At 58.3% G+C, this 17,528-nt stretch carries 19 protein-coding genes and 3 pseudogenes; 3 read left to right on the top strand and 19 right to left on the bottom strand.

From position 1 onward, the window contains the following. Positions 1 to 5 precede the first annotated feature (5 nt). The 3 genes from JCM21793_RS08235 to JCM21793_RS08225 all read right to left on the bottom strand — a co-directional run bounded on the left by JCM21793_RS08235 (position 6) and on the right by JCM21793_RS08225 (position 2,268). On the bottom strand, positions 6 to 980 hold the full coding sequence (locus JCM21793_RS08235; RefSeq protein ID WP_025030071.1) for a DUF3991 and toprim domain-containing protein: 975 nt from the start codon (positions 978 to 980) through the stop codon (positions 6 to 8). A gap of 431 nt (positions 981 to 1,411) precedes the next feature. Further along, positions 1,412 to 2,011, bottom strand: a complete 600-nt coding sequence (locus JCM21793_RS08230; protein ID WP_244439699.1) for a cytochrome b — start codon at positions 2,009 to 2,011, stop codon at positions 1,412 to 1,414. Between the two features lie 8 nt (positions 2,012 to 2,019). Further along, a complete protein-coding gene (locus tag JCM21793_RS08225; RefSeq protein WP_155983400.1) occupies positions 2,020 to 2,268 on the bottom strand; it encodes a hypothetical protein in 249 nt (82 codons plus the stop codon). 352 nt (positions 2,269 to 2,620) lie between these two features. Between JCM21793_RS08225 and JCM21793_RS08220 the strand changes: the two genes are divergently transcribed. After that, positions 2,621 to 3,406, top strand: a complete 786-nt coding sequence (locus JCM21793_RS08220) for an HNH endonuclease signature motif containing protein (RefSeq protein WP_025030068.1) — start codon at positions 2,621 to 2,623, stop codon at positions 3,404 to 3,406. 218 nt (positions 3,407 to 3,624) lie between these two features. Next, a complete protein-coding gene (locus JCM21793_RS08215; RefSeq protein ID WP_025030067.1) occupies positions 3,625 to 4,089 on the top strand; it encodes a hypothetical protein in 465 nt (154 codons plus the stop codon). 119 nt (positions 4,090 to 4,208) lie between these two features. On the opposite strand, the gene JCM21793_RS08205 is transcribed toward JCM21793_RS08215, so the two are convergent. The 16 genes and pseudogenes from JCM21793_RS08205 to JCM21793_RS24815 form a co-directional block, all read right to left on the bottom strand. Next, the gene (locus JCM21793_RS08205; RefSeq protein WP_025030066.1) at positions 4,209 to 5,135 is read right to left on the bottom strand and encodes a cation diffusion facilitator family transporter; all 927 of its coding nucleotides are present in this window, start codon (positions 5,133 to 5,135) and stop codon (positions 4,209 to 4,211) included. 31 nt (positions 5,136 to 5,166) lie between these two features. Further along, positions 5,167 to 6,660, bottom strand: coding sequence for a multicopper oxidase family protein (locus tag JCM21793_RS08200; protein ID WP_025030065.1), 1,494 nt, complete (start codon positions 6,658 to 6,660; stop codon positions 5,167 to 5,169). A gap of 37 nt (positions 6,661 to 6,697) precedes the next feature. Continuing rightward, positions 6,698 to 6,988 carry a c-type cytochrome gene (locus JCM21793_RS30190; protein WP_244439698.1) on the bottom strand — a complete coding sequence of 97 codons (291 nt, stop codon included), beginning with the start codon at positions 6,986 to 6,988 and terminating at the stop codon, positions 6,698 to 6,700. Positions 6,989 to 7,014: 26 nt separating this feature from the next. Further along, positions 7,015 to 7,131 (bottom strand): annotated as a pseudogene (locus tag JCM21793_RS31430) (c-type cytochrome); the annotation flags it as partial. Positions 7,132 to 7,208: 77 nt separating this feature from the next. Further along, complete coding sequence (locus JCM21793_RS08190; protein WP_025030064.1) at positions 7,209 to 7,874, bottom strand: L,D-transpeptidase; 666 nt, start codon at positions 7,872 to 7,874, stop codon at positions 7,209 to 7,211. Next, positions 7,871 to 8,347, bottom strand: coding sequence for a DUF411 domain-containing protein (locus JCM21793_RS08185; RefSeq protein ID WP_025030063.1), 477 nt, complete (start codon positions 8,345 to 8,347; stop codon positions 7,871 to 7,873). The genes JCM21793_RS08190 and JCM21793_RS08185 overlap by 4 nt, the downstream gene beginning before the upstream one ends. Beyond that, positions 8,344 to 8,655, bottom strand: coding sequence for a hypothetical protein (locus JCM21793_RS08180; protein ID WP_025030062.1), 312 nt, complete (start codon positions 8,653 to 8,655; stop codon positions 8,344 to 8,346). The genes JCM21793_RS08185 and JCM21793_RS08180 overlap by 4 nt, the downstream gene beginning before the upstream one ends. Continuing rightward, complete coding sequence (locus JCM21793_RS08175) at positions 8,655 to 9,212, bottom strand: L,D-transpeptidase (RefSeq protein ID WP_370671630.1); 558 nt, start codon at positions 9,210 to 9,212, stop codon at positions 8,655 to 8,657. The genes JCM21793_RS08180 and JCM21793_RS08175 overlap by 1 nt, the downstream gene beginning before the upstream one ends. Before the next feature lie 58 nt (positions 9,213 to 9,270). Next, positions 9,271 to 9,585: a hypothetical protein gene (locus JCM21793_RS08170; RefSeq protein WP_155983399.1), complete on the bottom strand. Its 315-nt coding sequence runs from the start codon at positions 9,583 to 9,585 to the stop codon at positions 9,271 to 9,273. A gap of 67 nt (positions 9,586 to 9,652) precedes the next feature. After that, entirely contained in the window at positions 9,653 to 11,038 is a 1,386-nt protein-coding gene (locus tag JCM21793_RS08165; protein ID WP_025030059.1) for a multicopper oxidase family protein, read from the bottom strand. Next, positions 11,031 to 11,924: a cytochrome c gene (locus JCM21793_RS08160; RefSeq protein WP_025030058.1), complete on the bottom strand. Its 894-nt coding sequence runs from the start codon at positions 11,922 to 11,924 to the stop codon at positions 11,031 to 11,033. The genes JCM21793_RS08165 and JCM21793_RS08160 overlap by 8 nt, the downstream gene beginning before the upstream one ends. A 3-nt stretch (positions 11,925 to 11,927) precedes the next feature. Next, positions 11,928 to 12,425 carry a c-type cytochrome gene (locus tag JCM21793_RS08155; RefSeq protein ID WP_081784667.1) on the bottom strand — a complete coding sequence of 166 codons (498 nt, stop codon included), beginning with the start codon at positions 12,423 to 12,425 and terminating at the stop codon, positions 11,928 to 11,930. A gap of 153 nt (positions 12,426 to 12,578) precedes the next feature. Then, positions 12,579 to 12,941: a hypothetical protein gene (locus JCM21793_RS08150; RefSeq protein ID WP_025030056.1), complete on the bottom strand. Its 363-nt coding sequence runs from the start codon at positions 12,939 to 12,941 to the stop codon at positions 12,579 to 12,581. 51 nt (positions 12,942 to 12,992) lie between these two features. Next, positions 12,993 to 13,379 (bottom strand): c-type cytochrome, encoded by a 387-nt coding sequence (locus JCM21793_RS24825; RefSeq protein ID WP_306306737.1) that lies wholly within the window; start codon positions 13,377 to 13,379, stop codon positions 12,993 to 12,995. Beyond that, positions 13,376 to 13,770 (bottom strand): annotated as a pseudogene (cueR, locus tag JCM21793_RS24820) (Cu(I)-responsive transcriptional regulator). Before cueR ends, JCM21793_RS24825 begins: the two are co-directional and overlap by 4 nt. A 202-nt stretch (positions 13,771 to 13,972) precedes the next feature. After that, a pseudogene (locus JCM21793_RS24815) lies at positions 13,973 to 16,242 on the bottom strand (heavy metal translocating P-type ATPase). A 337-nt stretch (positions 16,243 to 16,579) separates the two neighbouring features. Between JCM21793_RS24815 and JCM21793_RS08135 the strand changes: the two are divergent. Next, positions 16,580 to 17,431, top strand: coding sequence for a DUF6692 family protein (locus JCM21793_RS08135; RefSeq protein WP_025030054.1), 852 nt, complete (start codon positions 16,580 to 16,582; stop codon positions 17,429 to 17,431). Positions 17,432 to 17,528: the final 97 nt, after the last annotated feature.

Raw genomic sequence — 17,528 nt, 5'->3', positions numbered from 1 at the left:
CGGCGTCAGCCGGGCGGAGCTTCACCCTTGAGGCGGACGGCGGGCATGCGGCAGCCATCCCTCTCCTCCTCCCTTGCATCCTTCCTTCTTCTTTTTGCCTTGAGATCCTCGTTCCAATCCTCCAGCTCCGGCCGCAGCCGCACGAAACCGCAACCGGCATCGGTGGCGAGCGCCTCCAGCCTTTCGGCAAAGCTCTCCCCTTGCGCATTGTTGTCGGTGGCCGCGACCAGAAGGGCGTCTGCCCGAACGGCGAGATCGAGCAAGGCCTCGGAACTCGCCGGCGACCAACCGCCTCCGGTGCTCAAATAGCGCGTGTCAGGACGCTGTTGCTCGAGTGCGGCAAGGCTCATGGCGTCGATCGCCGCCTCGGCGATGCATAGGCGCAGCGACGTTTCCGCGCCGAGTGCAAAGAGCAGTTTGGCACCGCCGGAGGCAAAACCGCGCCAGTCCGGCCCGCGCTCTTCCCAACCGGTCACTGTTCCGGACGGATTCCGGTGTGCGGCCCACATGCTGCCCTGCGGGCCCTCGCGGAGAAGGTCCTGGGCGACGGCCCCGCGCAGAACGCTGTCCGGAAGCGCCCGCGCGTCCTGCAGGTAGCGCCAGGTCGCCGAGCCGGGCCATGGCTTGCGGCGTGCCGACCAGCGCTCGGGAACCGAGAGGTCGGGCATGCGCTCACGCGATTGCCGCTGCCATTGCGGCTCCGATGGCACGAAACCGACCAGGTCGGCGACGACGTAAAGCGCCGCCGCAAAGGGAAGGCCGTCGAGATGTTCGACGAGACGAAAGACGTCGCCCTTGGCGTCGGACAGGGGATCGAACCACCCCTGGCCATCATGGATGACGATGATGATCTCCTCGCCGCGGCGGTACTTGACCGCGCGGCGGGTGCTTTCCTTGGGGTCGACGGCAAAGCCGGCGGTTTCGAGCACCGCGCCGCAGGCGACCTTTCCCCTCAGCTCTTCCAGGTCTGCTTTTTCCATTTACTCTCCGCGTTTCGCGCGGTCCTCTGTCCGGGATTCCGCCTCCGATCTTTTCGGGGCGGATCCCACAGAGCCGCGAAGAGCAAGGCAGGACAAGGGCGCGTCTGGCAAGCCGGCATTTGTGCCGGGTCGCAGTTTTCGGGGCCAGAAGCGGCGAAGCCTCCCTTGCCGGCCGCCGCTCGCGAGCGGCACCAAGGTGCTCTCGCAACTCTCCAATCCTTCCGGCCGCCCCCGGCGTCAGGGATGGCAGCCCGGATGGGGGAAGACCGCTTACGGGCTTCAGCCTTGCCAACAGCCCGGCCCACAGGGCGACGCCCAAACGTAAATCCAATGCCAGCGTACCAGTAAGTGAAGACTATCCGTGCCCCAAGAACGCGCATGTGAAGATCGCAGATCATAAACGGAGAAAAGGGAGTGACGACTGTCCCGCGCTACTCCGAGGAGGATGTGCCGGATTGTCCGGTGCGAGAGGCATCGGAACCGCGAGCTGCGTTCCGTTCCTCACTTCGTAAAGTCGGGCGGATAAGCAGTTCGAGGGTGCTCGGGATCATGCGCCAGACCACACCGTCTCCCCGAAACGCGTGATAAGCGGCTGCGGCGATGTGGAGCCCCACCAGGATCAACGTGACATTCCAGAAGAGTACATGAAAGCGCGCGGCAGGCGCCCAGAGATAGGAAGTTACAAACCCGGCAGCAACCTGTCCGAGAAGAGAGAAATACAGCGCCCAATGGACTGCCTGCGAGGCGCGGTCCCGCCAGTTCGCCAGTCGCGGCAGCAGCGATTGTGGCAGGAACATTCGAAGCCCGATCCTCAACAGCACCAACGCACCGATCAGCAGCCCGGCATAATTGTGGACAGCATGCTGGAACAGGTCGGGTTCGGACGGAGGCAGCAGCGGATTATGCGTTCGGGGTATGGCCTCGGAGGTATACCATTGCCCGATCAGCAACAGAACCACAGACCAGTGAACGGCGATCTGCAACCGTGTGTATTTGGCTCCTCGCCAATGGCCTCCGATGATCGACGACACGGGCGTTTCTAACTGTGCGGCTCGGACTTCGAGGTGGAAAGTCGCTGCGCCGCACATCTCGGTTCGCCAGGGCGACTGGCGATGTCCTGATAGGCTTCCATCAGGGGCCGCTCCGTCAGCGGGAAACCTTCCCGTTCTCGATCGAGCTTTTCCAGCGCGGCCAACATGAATTCGGCAATATCCGGACGTTCCTGCCCGCGGGCACAACGATAGACGCGAAGAATGTCCCGTTCCATCTGCTCTGTCTCTGATCTCATGCGCATCGCCTCCTTGCCATATCAAAGCCTACGCCTTCCAGCGCAGGAAAGGTCAAGCGGCAAGCGCCAACAAACGCGCGGGACACCGACCAGGCCGGTTTCACGAGATGGGTCCTGCGACGCGGACCTGATGCTGACCGAGGTTTAATCCCATTCCCGCTTGCCGAAGACGCGTGCCATCAAGTCGCCAAATGATGAGGGCGCCGGATTGGATAGATCCGAACGGAGTTTTGCATCACGCGTCGACCGAGTAAGATCAGGATTCCGGACTAGCATGGAACAAACTCAAGCGAGCCGGTCGGCAAGGCTTGTCCGAAGCGGCAGAGATCTAGGACAACAGGAGTGTGCGTTTTTGGGGCCGACAGAAAAAACAATCAAGAGGCTGTTCGCCCTATCGGGCAATCTTTGTGCGTTTCCAGGTTGTTCCCTTCCCATCGTGGAAAGCGCCGGCACGATCACCGGCGAGATCTGTCACATTCATGCGCAGAAAGCAGGCGGACCTCGATTTGACAGCACCCAAACCGAGGAAGATCGCCACGGATTCGACAACCTGATCCTGCTGTGCCGACGTCACCACCGAATTGTCGACTCGCAACCAGAGGCATTTTCGGCAGAGGCGTTGGAAGAACTCAAGAAAATTCGGGAAAAGGAAATGGGTAGGCCCGAACAGGCGATAGACGCCTTCTTCGCAAAGATCCTGCTCGGCGACCTAAGGCGCGTCACCGTTAACAATGACAGCGGCAATGTCATTGTCGACAGTCCTGGAGCGGTTCAGGCCCACACCGTCAATGTGAGAACGACACGCAAAGCGGTACATATCCAACCGGCAGCTGGAACGATCGGCGCCGATCAGGAGGCCAGTCGGTATGTCCAGTACCTGATCAGCAGGTATAACCAGTTCGCCAGCGCCGACAGGTCGCGTGCAACAACATTCAGCTATGGCGCCATCTCGAAAAATGTTGAGAAATCTTTCGGAGCGCCTTGGAGGATGCTGGCGATAGAGGACTTTGAGCCCGTTTGTGCATATCTCCAGCAACGTATCGGCAAGACGCGCATCGCAAAATCGAACCTTTCCAAAGGGGCAAGGTCGTTCACGATCTTCGCCGATTTTGGCAAAAAGTCAGTCGACAAAGGGTGAATGACGTCAACGAACTCGGCCCGGGCGCTTCTCGTGGTCGCCGGATACAATGCAGAGGAGGGACCGCGGGAAGCGAGCAGGCAACTCTGCACACAATCATGGAGATTGGCGAAGTTGATGAACGAATAGGGCCGATTGTGCCGCAGTTCAGCGCGATTTGACCTTCCACCCACCGGAGCGTTTAGGCTTTTCCGCAAAACCAAAGCCAGGGTCTTTCCATGCGCGCAATCACGTACCAGCCCGAATTCAACATCGTCGTATTCTCTTTTCTCCTCCATTTCGTATGGGAGTTCGTCCAGGCACCTACCTATGCCGGGATGATCGAAATGAACCATTGGGACGGCATCAAGCTTTGCATGTCAGCGACATTCGGTGATGTCGGCTTTGCCCTTGTTGCTTTCGGTCTCACAGGCCTGGCAGCGCGGACGCGTCAGTGGTTTCTCCGTCCTGCCGCTTGGCAGTATCTGATGTATCTCGGCATCGGGATCGGCCTGACAGTCGGTTTCGAGTATTACTACACGCAGGTCTCGCTGCGCTGGACCTATTCGGAGCTGATGCCTCTGGTGCCACCGTTTGGAACAGGTCTGAGCCCTCTGTTGCAGTGGCTGGTCGTTCCAACAGTTGTCTTGTGGATCACGCGAAGACAGATCGTCGGAATCAAGGTCAAGGAAACCGAGCAATGATGGACAACAGTCTGGGAAGCGGCATGATGGGATTTGGTGGCATCGGGATGCTGCTGATCGGCATCCTCGTTCTGTTGGCGATTGCGGCCCTGGTCAAATATCTGATGAAGTGATCGCATTCACGTCGCCATCGACCGATCAACGAGCGCATCGATTGTGCGCGCTCGTTCCTCGTCATGACATCGGGTCTCCACCTGGATTGTGGTAAAGTAAAATCCGAACTCATCCACGAGCTTTCCTTGTGCAATCGTCAAGACCTCGTCCGAATCAATTTCGGCGCGTTTATCCACCATGACATGTGCCGAGAACACATATTTGCCGCTTGTAAGGGCCCAGGCGTGGACGTGATGAACATTCTTCACACCCGGAATTACCGCGAGAGCGGCCTTGGCTTCGGCAAGCGAAATCTCATCAGGCGTTCCCTCCATGAGAAGATGAATGGCGTCGCGCAGTATCCCCCAGCTGGCCCACAGAAGCACAAACCCGAAGATAATCCCCAACATGGGATCAATTGCGAGGAAGCTGGTGAATCGGATCACCAGTGCAGCGACAATGATTATGAGACTGCCGACGAATGTCTGTATGATGTGCCAATAGGCACCCCGAACATTCAAATCACTGCCCTGTTGCCGGTACAAAAGATACAGCGAAATGAACTCCGTAACGAGGCCTCCCGCCGCTGCAATCAGCATCGAACCGGTGGGGAGATCGATCGGGTTTCCGAGCCGCATCAGGCCCATGACAATCACAACCAAGGCCATGATCAGAAGAAATGCGCCATTCACGAGCGCGCCAATGATTTCGGCGCGCAACCAGCCGAAGGACTTTTGTTCGTCCGCCGGCCTTTTCGCGATGCGGGCAGCGATGATTGCAACCAGAACGCCTCCGACCGCGGAGAATGTATGAAAGGCGTCGGAGATGACTGCGACCGAGCCGGTCCACAATCCAATGCCGATCTCCACGATAAAATAGACGCCCGTCAGCCACGCGGAAATCGAGAGCGCCCGGCCGCTTGATGGCATATGACCGGCATGGTTTTCTGACATCGGTTTTACCTCCTCTCAGGTCAGTTCGGAGCTAGGTCACAGTAAACTGCCCCATCATGCCACCATCCTCATGCTCGAGAATGTGGCAGTGATACATGAAGGGCGTTCGATCGCCTGCGGGCTGCGTGAAGCGCATCAGCAATTCGGTTTCGCCATCAATGACGACAGTATCCTTCCACCCACTGCTTTCGGGCAGCGGATCACGACCGTTTTCGCGGACGACCTGAAACGACACGCCATGGACGTGGAAAGGATGGGCCAGCATGGTTGTGCTGACGACCCATTTTTCGGTGTCGCCAAGACGCACGCGTTGGTTGACGACGGCCATCTCGAACGGATCTCCGTTGATGGCAAACCCGCCCATCATGCCTCCTCCCATCATGCCTCCTCCCATGCCCATGTCGAGTGAGAAGCGCCTGGTTTTGGCAATTTCAAAATCCGCAAGTGAGGGCGCTTTGCCTCCTATCGTATCGGGGATTTTGTCAACCGCGACCGGGAGGCGTTCATCGACAAGGATTGGCAGGACCTCGAAACGCCGCGCGCCCGTCAAACCATCGAGCATTCCCCGGGCGCGGCCCATCATGCCGCCCATTCCCTGATTGGGATCACCGTCACTCACGAGAGAAACGTCATGCCCGCTCGTGAAATCGACCACGATCTCAGCACGCTCACCGGGACCCATTCGCAGCGTTTCGAGTGCGATCGGCCGGGCAAGATACCCGCCATCGGTCGCGATGAGATGCATCGGGCGGGAGTCGCTCAGGCGCAGCGAATAAATGCGGGCATTGGAAGCGTTAACAATCCGCAGCCTGACAATTCCCTTCGGTACATGCGCCGCCGTTCCAATCTGGCCGTTGACCAGGATCGTGTCTCCGGTCATGCCATGCATGATGTCCATCATCGAATTCGCATAGGCCAGCCGCCCGTCACCGGCAAATCTGCGATCCTGAATGACCAGTGTGAGATCGTCCGTGCCATAGGTTTCTGGCAATCCACGCTCCGCATCGTGGCCATCAACGATGTGGATCACTCCGGCCAACCCGGCATAGACATCCTGTGCCGTTCGCCCGTGTATGTGTGTGTGAAAGAAGGCCGTGCAAGGCGGCTGGTCGATCTGCATATCAGGCGTCCAGTTGGAACCCGGGCCGATCGGCAAATGCGGACCGCCATCGTGTTCGCCAGGTACGAGCAGTCCATGCCAGTGGGAACTAACCGGCCATGACAGGGCGTTGGCGACTTTCGGCTGCAACGGCCCCTTTTGAACGCGAACAACCGGCCCGAGATAAGGCTGGTTGAATCCGATTGTCGATGTCGCCCTGCCGCCGATGAAACTGGTCGTGCCGGACTGTGCGGTCACGTCGAAACGCCCCGATTCGGAAGTATCGAGCAATGGCGGCATTTGAAGCCGAGGGAAGCCGGTTGCCCTGGCAAGGTTCACGGACGGCCGTGCGCCCAAAACGCCGTAGGCGGCGGCGCCAGCGGCCAAAGCCACACCTCCTGCAAGCAGTCCGCGCCGTGTTGTCATTAGCGTCTCCCTTCAACATTTTCTGCCCAACCTGCGTTCATCTCGTGTCCCGCGGTTCCAAGGCGTAGCGCTTGTTCATCTCGTCATGGCCGGCGCGGATTTCATCGGGCCAGGTGCTCTTGATGTAGGACAAGACGGCGACGATCTCCTCATCCGACAGAATGCCCTCGTATGCGGGCATCGCGGATGTGTAATCCTTCAGATTGGCCGCTTCGGCGACCCCAAGTTTGGTGATCTTGAAGAGCAACTCGTCGGGATGATGCCAAGTGTGTCCTGTTTCATCGTGCGGCGGAGCGGCATCAAGCCGTCGGGTCCCGGGGAACGCCAATCCTCTGCCTGGCCCTGCAATTCCGCTCCGTGACAGGACGCACAGTTGGTAGTGTAGACCTGTTGGCCGAGCGCGACTTTTTCCTGATCATCCGGCCTAAGGAGAGCCGCGCTTTCCCCATTACCTGGGCCGACCCCAATCATGGCGACGACGCCGATCGCAAGTAATGCCAGACCGGCAAGGGAAATTATCTTCAATCGTCTCATCGACATGGCTTCACCTAAACGACCACCAGGGAAGACCCGCTGGGGACACGGCTGTAGAGATCGATAATGTCCTGGTTCATCAATCGAACACATCCGCTGGAGACAGCCCTGCCGATGGTCCAGTATTCCGGCGAACCGTGAATCCGGTACAGCGTGTCCTCTCCGTCCTGAAAAATGTAGAGGGCTCTCGCTCCCAGCGGATTATCGAGCCCCGGTGGCATGCCGCCATTGCGTGCGCTCCATTTTTCGAGGTCCGGCTCCCGCGCGATCATTTCCTCGGGCGGAGTCCATTTCGGCCAAGCCTGCTTCCACTGGATGACCCCGCGGCCCGACCACGAAAATCCCGCTCTGCCGAGTCCGACGCCATACCGCATCGCCTTGCCGCCCTCCTGGATCAAATGAAGGTAAAACGTCTGCGTATCGACAATCAGGGTGCCGACCGCATGAGGCCCCGAATAGTCGACCTGACGACGCCAGAACCTCTCCGGGACCTTGTTCAGATCGACGGCCGGTATCGGAAAACGCTCTCCGGGCATCGGCCCATACATGGTTGCATACGTGCCTGGAATTCTCGGTGCCGGTTGCGGCTCGAGCGCCTGTTCGGGTGTGGTGGTTGTACAGCCGGAAAGGGCAAGCAGCGACAGGCTGCCTGCCCCACCCAGGAGTTGCCTGCGATTCATTGCTTGCCGGCCTGGTAATACAGGGTCGGCGTCTCTCCGGTTTTGCCGGTGAAGGCGAGGACGTCGTATTTCGCCTTCGGATCTTCTCCCATGCCCAAAGAGCCCATCGGCATACCCGGCGTGGAAATGCCGCGAATATCCGGTTGTTCAGTCATGAGCTTGCTGATCGCTGCAAGCGGGACGTGTCCCTCGAGAACGTATTTTCGATCGCCTCCGATGGCGGCCGTATGACAGGCTTCAAGTTTTGCCGGCACGCCCGCCTGCTTCTTGATCGAGGAGAGGTCTTCCATGTCCTTTGTTTCGACGGTGTAGCCGGCGTTTTCGACTGCATCGACCCAGACCTGACAGCACCCGCACCAGGGTGTCTTGAAGACGGTGATATGCTTGTCATCGGTTTCGCCTGCATGTGCATGCAGCGTCAGCAGGTTGCCGGCCAACCATGATGCGGCCGCGATTTTGATCAGTGTTTTCATTTCTGGTCTTGTCCTTTGTGTGTTTGATGGCCGTGACAGGTCCGGCCCATGATCTTGTGCATGACGAGGTGCGCCCCAAGGCAAAAGCCGATTGGCGCCAATGCGCCGAGGCGTTCAGCCCAACCTGCGCCAGTGCCCATGCCCCAAAGCAGCAGTCCGGCGCCGCCGACCATCGGAATGCAGCATGCGATCATGATCCAGGTGCCGAATTTCCGCGGTTCGGGAACGCCCGTGACGTCATGTGCTCGAATTCTCGGCACCCCGGAGGAAAGTGCATAGGGCGATAGTTTTTGCGGGTCCTGAGCCATCACAGCACGACCACCTTTGCGCCCACCGGAACCTTTTCATACAGGTCCTCGACATGCGCATTGATCATCCGGATGCAGCCGTTCGAAACGGAGCGCCCGATCGAAGATGGCTGGGTGGTGCCGTGAATCCGATACATCGTGTCACGGCCACTGCGGTACAAATACAGCGCGCGTGAACCAAGCGGATTTCCGGGTCCGCCGGGAACGCCTTTTGCATATCTGGCGTATTTGCCCGGCTCACGCCTGATCATGTTCTTGGTCGGGGTCCAACTTGGCCACTTTGCCTTCCGCCCGATGGTGGCCGAGCCCCGAAAAGCCAGACCAGCTCGGCCGACGCCGACCCCATATCGCCTTGCTGTTGTCCGGCTTGTCTGCAGGTAGAGAAAGTGGTTGCCTGGATCGACCACCAGCGTGCCGGGACGGTAACCGGAGAATCGAACAGTCTGCGGTTCGAACCGCGGATCAAGTTTGAAGACGCGTTTGTGTGCATGTGCCAACGAGGCAGGCAGGAATGCCGACGACAAAGCGCCAAGCATGAAGCTACGTTTGGAAAGCATGGTTTCCCTCTCAAATCCAATTACTCGACGAACGCCATTGATGGCTGGCGAAGTAAGATCAGATCGAGATGGGGGGCCTCATCTGGAAATATATCACTTCCAGAAGCGTCTCGGACTGTGCCGGGATTTCAACCGACGCCAAGACAGGCGAATTTTGCAGCGGTGTGAATTCGGGAAGATAATGGCAATCGGCCGCACAATTGCCTTGGCGGTTATCCATGCCGCTTTTCGACTTCTGACAGCACTTCATCGCGGTCGTCTTATCAGCGGCCAGAACCTCATGAACCTGACCGGTTACTTTCGTTGATGTAATGTCGGCATGCGATTGGATCACAGCCGGCATCATGGCCCCGAGGACCAGAACCAGTATCATCAACGATGGCAAAAGTCTGAGCATTTCAGTAACGTAACGCCGGTTCCGTAAATTTTCTACAATCGTCTCAGCTGATTTCGAACCATGTGGTCATGCCTGCCGCCGCGTGTTCCAGCATGTGGCAATGATACAGCCACTTGCCGGGATTGTCAGCGACGAAGGCAACCTCCGTCGTCTGCTCAGGTCCAATCAGGAATGTGTCGCGCCAGGGCTTGCCGTTATCGACGTCGGCTCCGGATCGGCTGAGAACACGGAAGTGATGACCATGGACATGCATGGCGTGTACCCAGCCTGTCTGATTTATCGTTTCCAGCAGAACCGTTTCGCCGCGCCGAACCGTGAAAAGCGGAGCCTCCGCCAGGTTTGCTATGCCGTTGAATGCCCAGGACTGGCCCGTTTTACGGAAATCTTCGCCTTCAAGGCGCTTGCCCTTGTAGGTGATGTTCACAAAGCCGCCCATGGCGCCACCTTCCATAACGACCTTCACTTTCCGGGCGCCCGTCACATCGGGCTCCGGTATCAGGTTTACCGGAATTGAAGGCGTCGACTGCGCTGTACGCGATATCCCGTCGACGATCCCGTCGACCAGGGGGAATGGCTTATCGCCCGAAATCTCTTCGATCGTGAAATCAGCGTCCGGAACAACCATAAGGTCGATCCGTTGCGCCGGTCCGAGAAGATGAGGGGAATAAGGCAGAACGACGGATTCCGGCAGCGCCTGTCCGTCATAGGCAATTACCTTTCCGCCGAACCGATTGGGATCGAGTTCCAGAACACGTGCGTTCGAGGCGTTGATCAGTCTAAGGCGATAGGCGTCGCCACTGCGCAGCTTCAAGACCGGACGTGACTTGCCATTCACAAGGAGCCAGTTACCGAGACGCCCTCCGTGGCTCCAATCCATCAAGGAGCCAAAGCTGTCCGTGTCCAGAACGCCAGGCTGGCGCAAGCGCCAGTCATCAATGATGAGGGTGATGTCATGGTCGCGATCAAAGGTGGAGGTTCGCTCCTCCACGATCAACGGGCCATACAAGCCACGCCCGACCTCATTCCAACTCTTGTTGTGCGCGTGATACCAATATGTACCGGAATCCGGCAGCTCGAATTCATAGACGAAACTGTCTCCGGGCTGCACGGGTTCCTGGGTCAAGCCGGACACCCCATCCATCGCATTTTCGATGCGGATCCCGTGCCAGTGGATGGACGTGGGCTCCTCAAGATTGTTGCGAAAGTTGACGCGTATCCGCTCGCCCTTTCGGACCCGGATTTCAGGACCGGGTACAATGTCGTTATAGGCCCAGAGATCTGAGGGCTGCTGCTCGTAAAGTGCTTGCTGGACCGGTCCGGCGATCAGATCAAACTCCTGCGCACCCGCCTTTGCCACAGCAAGACCGGGCAGGACGCCTGCTGACACGAGCACCCCGGTTCCCGCCAGGAAATTGCGTCTGTCAATCATTCTCCCGCTCCAGCAGAAAGGTTGCGATTGCCGTCAGATCGTCCTGACTGAGAAAGGAAGTTCCGTCACGCACCACTTCCCCCATCGAACCACCAAAAGCGTCGCCGTCCGGTTGGATGCCTGTTTTCAGCGCATAAGCCAGATTGGACACAGTCCAGCCCTTTTCCTTCAGCACATCCCTCCTGATCGAAGGGGACTTACCGCCATCGGGCAGACTGTCTGATCCATGCAGGCGCAATTCCGCCTGTCGGGCACCCGCGAAGTTCCGTGGCGTGTGGCAGGCACCGCAATGCGCTGGCCCTTCAACGATATATTTGCCGCGGTTCCATGCATCCGATCTCGCCGGATCAGGTTCGAATGTCTTGTTTTCCACGAATGCGGCGCGCCAAAGCTTCAGACCCTCGCGGAAGTTGAAGGGGACCGCCATCTCCTGTGGTTTTGATGGCTCCTCCACCGGCGGGACGGTCTGGAAAGCCGCCCAGAGATCGGCGATGTCCTGGTCTGTCAGCCGGGAATAAAACGGGTAGGGAAATGCCGGATAGTAAGGCTTGCCTTCCCGGGAAACGCCCTGCCGGACCGCCTTGGCGAAGTCTTCAACCGACCACGCACCTATCCCGTAGGTCGTGTCTGTCGTGAGGTTGGGCGAGTGGAAGGTGCCGAACTGGGTCGGCAATGCCAGGCCGCCAGCAAGCGGAGCGCCGCCGTTCTCGGCATCTGTGTGACAGGCTATGCACCCGGCCATGCGCGCCAGATAGGCACCACGGTTCGCGTTACCCAGTTCTGCGTTCAAGGAGACGGTTTTTCCGATAGGCCACCAATATAGGCCGGTAACCGCCACGCCGGCCAATGCCAGCGCAGCGGCTCCCAGGAGGAGCAACGTTTTCATGTGTTACTTCTTCTCCAGCCGGAATTTGGTATGGCAGGAAGAACACGTCTGGGCCACCATGTTGAAGACGCTGTCGGCGGGCATGGTTGCCAATTGCTCGGCGGTCATCATCGGTTGTGTAGTACCCATCATACCCGATCCGCCACCCATCATGCCGTTCTGGTTGCCCGTCATCATGGAGTTGTTGTTGTCCATCATCGAGCCTTGCGCGTCGCCAGACATGGCAAGACCGTTGTCAGCGGCGCTTTCCAGCCCGGTTGCATAGGTTTCCAACTGACTGGCCAGTGCTTCAAAGGCCTCCCAGTCAGTCCAGATTTCTGCCCGGGCTTCGGAAGGTGCCTCGGTCGTTCCTTCCGGAAACAGCGAGGTCATGGCTTTGCCGGCGTGGGATTTGATGATCAGCGCCCCCGCCTGCACCGACGCGGCATCGTAATCGACCTCGCCGCGCATCATCGCCGAAAGGGATTTGACGACCTTGCTCATGTCCATCATGGCATCCATGCGCTGCTTGTATATTCCGGTGGCGCCGCCATGGGCATAAGCCGCGACGCCACCTGCAAGGATGATGAATGCTGCCGCGGCAGCTGCAATTCTTGTTATCACGATTTCTCTCCTGAATGATCTCTTCGATGGCCAGGAATGCTGGCTGTTTCGTCAGAAGAGGATCCGCGGAGGTGGCGGGTCGAAACCGAGTGTGATGCCCGCATAGTTCGCGGCACCTGCCGGTCCATGCAATTCCGTGCGACAGCGGCTTTTGATTTCGACGGACTCGACCGGCAGAAGGATAGGCGCACCACAATGCATTGCGCGCGTCCCGTCCGACTGGTTTTGCGAAGTCCGCTCCGTGTGATCATGTGAGCCGTCGGCGAGAACGGCCTGGATCGGCCCGGCGTGTTCATGCGGCATCATATCAAAATGCGTGAACCTGCCGCCGGCAAGGACAAGCATGAAGACGGCCAGTACAGTGACCGGCCACTTCATCCACACAATCTTGCCCTCGATGTCATATCCCCTCATCAGAATATTCCGTTCGCCTTTTGCAAGGCTCGGACGTAGGCGATAATCTTGTCAACGTCTTGTTCGCTGACACCCGGTACCGGCGGCATGTTCCCAAAACGCCAGTGATGGCGCGCACTCCGTTTTTTGCCGCAAGCTGAAAAGCGGCATCGCATGGTGGTTCGGCTCATAGATCCTGTGAACGAGGGGCGGAGCTATTCCGTCCTGCCCCGCCGCATTGACACCGTGGCATGACGCGCAGTTCGCTTCGAACGCGGTCCTTCCTTCAGCCACGAGACCCGAAAGTTCCGGCACATCGACGTTGGCAAGAGGTGCACCTGCTTTACCGGATGTTGTTTGAATCGTGTGCGGATCCTGCGGTCGTGGCGCGAAGGAGTTGTAGGCAAAGACGGCGAGCCCGAAGGCGAAAAACGCCAACACAAAGTATTTTGGATTCATTGCGCAAGACCCCCGGCAATTTCCTCCAAAATGGGACAGTCGGGCCTCGAATCACCATGACAATGATCGGCAAGTGCTTCCAATGTCGCGCGCAACGCGCGAAGCTCGCCAATCTTTCGATTCACCTCTTCGATTTTTCCCAGAGCAAGCTCTTTGACGTCCGCGCTTGCGCGATCCTTGTCGTTATAGAGTGAGAGAAGCTGCCGACATTCATCGATGGAAAAACCGAGACTGCGCGCGCGCTGGATGAAGGCCAGACGGTGAACATCCGCGTCCGCGTAGTCGCGATAGCCATTGCGTGCCTTGCGGGCGTTACAAGGCTGATATCCTCGTAGTAGCGGATGGTCTTGGCAGGCAGTCCGGTCGCCTGTGCCACCTCCCCGATATTCATTTTCTTGTCTCCCTTCGCCACCTCATTCTCGTTGTCGAAAACTCCTGTGTGTGGCGCTCCACGCTTCTCCACTGTCCACGTGTCTGCGACACGGTTCCGAATGCCGTCACGACCTCAAGGTTTGCATGGTCAAAAGGCGTATCGATTCCGATCATGACAATTCCGTCATCCGGTACAGCTACACGTTCCAGTAAGTGGAAGGTCAAGCATCGAGATCGACACGGCGCAGCCTCAATGCATTTGAAATCACCGAAACCGAAGACAGGCTCATGGCTGCCGCCGCGATCATCGGGGAGAGTAAAGTACCGGTAACGGGATAAAGGATACCGGCAGCAACCGGTACGCCCGCGGCATTATAGGCAAAGGCGAAGAACAGGTTCTGCTTGATATTCCGCAACGTCGCCTGTGAAAGCTTGCGCGCGCGGACGATACCACCCAGATCGCCTTTCAACAGGGTGATGCCGGCGCTTTCGACGGCAACGTCGGCGCCCGTCCCCATCGCAATCCCGACTTCGGCCGAAGCCAGCGCCGGCGCATCGTTGACGCCATCACCCGCCATTGCCACCTTGCGGCCATTTCGATGGAGTTCATCAACCAGAGCCTTCTTGTCCTCCGGTAAAACGCCTGCCCGCACCTGGTCGATGCCAAGTTTATCCGCCACAGCTCTTGCGGTCCGCTCGTTGTCACCGGTCGCCATGATGATGGTCAGGCCCGCTTCATGAAGCGCATCGATCGCCGCTTTTGTGTTGGCTTTGATCGGATCGGACACCGCGATCAGGCCGGCCAGCTGTCCATCGATTGCAGCGAACATGGCCGTCTTGCCTTCAGACCGAAGTTCGTCGGCAGTGTCATCAAGCGCTTGGTGGTCAACGCTGGACAGGTCCATCATAGCTGCATTGCCGAAAGCGATGGTCCTTTTGCCCGATTTCCCCTGGACGCCCTTCCCCGTTACCGCGCTGAAATCGGTCACAGGATTGGCCTCGATTCCGCGTTCTGCGATGCCGTCGACAATCGCCTCGGCCAGCGGGTGTTCCGAACCGGCCTCAAGCCCCCGGAGCAAACCGAGCAGTTCGCGCTCATCGAACGCCTCGACAGTGATCACGTCGGTGAGCCGCGGCTTGCCTTCGGTCAATGTTCCCGTCTTGTCCACGACGATCGTGTCAACTTTCGCCATGCGCTCGAGCGCTTCAGCATCCTTGACCAGGACACCGGCTTGGGCTCCGCGTCCCGTTGCCGTCATGATCGACATAGGCGTAGCAAGACCTAACGCGCATGGGCAGGCGATAATCAATACCGATACCGCAGACACGATCGCAAACACGAAAGCGGGATCCGGTCCGAACACGATCCAGATGAGAAAAGCGAGCAGCGCAACGATTACGACCGTCGGTACAAAGTAGGAGGAAACCCGGTCGGCCAAACCTTGTATGGGTGCGCGCGACCTCTGGGCGGATGAAACCATGGCGACGATGCGTGCGAGCATAGTTTCGTCACCCACTTTCACGGCCTCTATGACCAGCGATCCGTTCTTGTTCAACGTGCCGCCCGTTACCGTGTCACCTTCACGCTTTTCGACCGGCAAAGGTTCTCCGGTCAGCATGCTCTCGTCTACGCTTGTAGAGCCGCTGAGCACATTGGCATCCACAGGAACAGCTTCGCCAGGACGCACCCGCAACCGGTCGCCCTCCACAATGTTCTCCAGGGGCGCATCGTATTCGTCCCCGTCCGGGGTTATCCGACGTGCCGTCTTGGGAGCAAGATCAAGCAGCGCTCGGATGGCGTCGCCCGTGCGCTCTCGCGCGCGCAGTTCGAGCACTTGTCCTACAAACACCAAGGCAATGATGACGACAGCTGCCTCGAAGTAGACCGGCATGTGACCCCCGGCCATATGAAGGCCCGCAGGAAACAGCCAGGGGAGAAATGTTGCAATGGTCGAATAAAGATAGGCTGTCCCAACGCCGATCATGATCAGCGTCCACATATTGAGGTTCCAGGTCTTTATGGAAGTCCAACCACGATGGAAAAACGGACGCGCAGCCCATATGACAACGGGTGTAGCGAGCGCGAACTCTAGATAGAGAGCGAGCCTTTCGCCCAGCCATTCACGGATCGGCAAGCCGAGCATCGGCGCATGGCGAGTATTAGAAGAGGGACGGCTGCGCCGGCACTGACCCATAGACGGCGCGTGAAATCGATCAGTTCGTGGTTCGGGCCGTCGGACATACCGTCCATCGGCTCCAGTGCCATACCGCAGATCGGGCAGGTGCCGGGGCCTTCCTGCACGATTTCGGGGTCCATTGGACAGGTATAGAGTGTGTTCTTCGGCGCGGACTGATTCTTTTTCGCCTTGTTGCCGGAGAGATAATAATACGGATCGGCCTCGAAACGATCATGACATTTCTGGCTGCAGAAATGATAATCGTCCCCGCGGTATGTGAGCGAGGGCTTGCCCTTTCCAAGCGTCACTGTCATTCCACATACAGGATCCTTCACGGCGCCATCGACAGGCACGGTCGCGGCAATCTTCAAATCGGCCGGAGCCGACTGCGCATCGACGGATACGGTGCTGGAACGGTCACCACCATTTGTTTTCGCCCTAATGTGGCCCGCATGGTCGTGATCGCCACCATGGCCACCGCAGCAGTTCTCTTTCGCGCTTTCTCGAACAGTGTCGCTCATGGAAATCTCCTTGCTGCATGGGATGGTTGGGCTTCCAGTGACTAGAAGGTCAAGCGGAAATTTTTCCGTTGGGAACCTTCCAGCGCTGGAAGGGCGTTCTCCCGGTATTGGAAAGAAACGGAGGCACCTTATGTCCTATTGGCGATTTGCCGGAATGATCGCGACATCCACGCTGGTCATGTTCGGCCTCATGTATCTCAACACTTTCCTGATCACCCATGTCTTCTTCAGCGAGACACGCACCTATATGGCGATCCTAATGGGCGCTGCAATGGCGATTATCATGCTCGCCTTCATGCTCTCGATGTATTCGAACAAGACGATCAACACGGTCATCTTCGTCGGTGCCGCATTCGTCTTCGCCGGATCACTCTGGCTCGTCCGCAGCCAAGTCACCGTGGGTGACGTCAGCTTCATGCGTGCGATGATCCCGCACCATTCCATCGCCATCATGACCTCGAGTCGAGCCAAGATCGATGACGTCCGGGTGCGGAAGCTGGCCGATGAGATCATCTATGGGCAAGACAAGGAAATCGCAGAGATGCGCTATATGATCTCGCAGATCGAGGAGAACGGAGAGGTCCGCAGCGGCGAGACGGAAGCGGCGCCTCGGATCGTGAGTCTCGACGAAGCTCTCGCTTCCCCCAATGTCGAGACGATGGATGCGGGCTTCCTAACCGATGACGATATCTCCCAACTCTTTGCGAACGGTCCATCCTGCGTGTTCAGGTTCACGACACAGAGCCTGCCATCCTTTGCTGTCGGCGATGTTGAAGGTGCGCGCACTGGTCTCGTGAAAATCGACGGTGATCTTGTGAAACTGGAGGCCGGCAGCGAGGAAGGTCTGTTCCAAATCGATGGACTGAGCGCATTCCTCTCAAAACTCGGCAATAGCCGCTTCCGTGCAGATGCAAGGTTCGTCATCGAACTTCGGCAAGGTTTGACCGCAGGGTATGACGGGTTTTCCGACTGTCCTGCGTGAGCGGCAGCAAACGGCGCGAAACAAGGCAAGACCGGAGAACGAAATGGAGAAGCCAGCCAAACTCTACCGCATCGTGACGGGAGATCACGTTTGCCCT

The organism is Nitratireductor aquibiodomus NL21 = JCM 21793, assembly GCF_000615975.1.
Classification (GTDB): Bacteria; Pseudomonadota; Alphaproteobacteria; order Rhizobiales; family Rhizobiaceae; genus Nitratireductor; species Nitratireductor aquibiodomus.
Note: the sequence above shows the minus strand (reverse complement) of the source record. Positions and strands in the feature narration are given on the sequence as shown.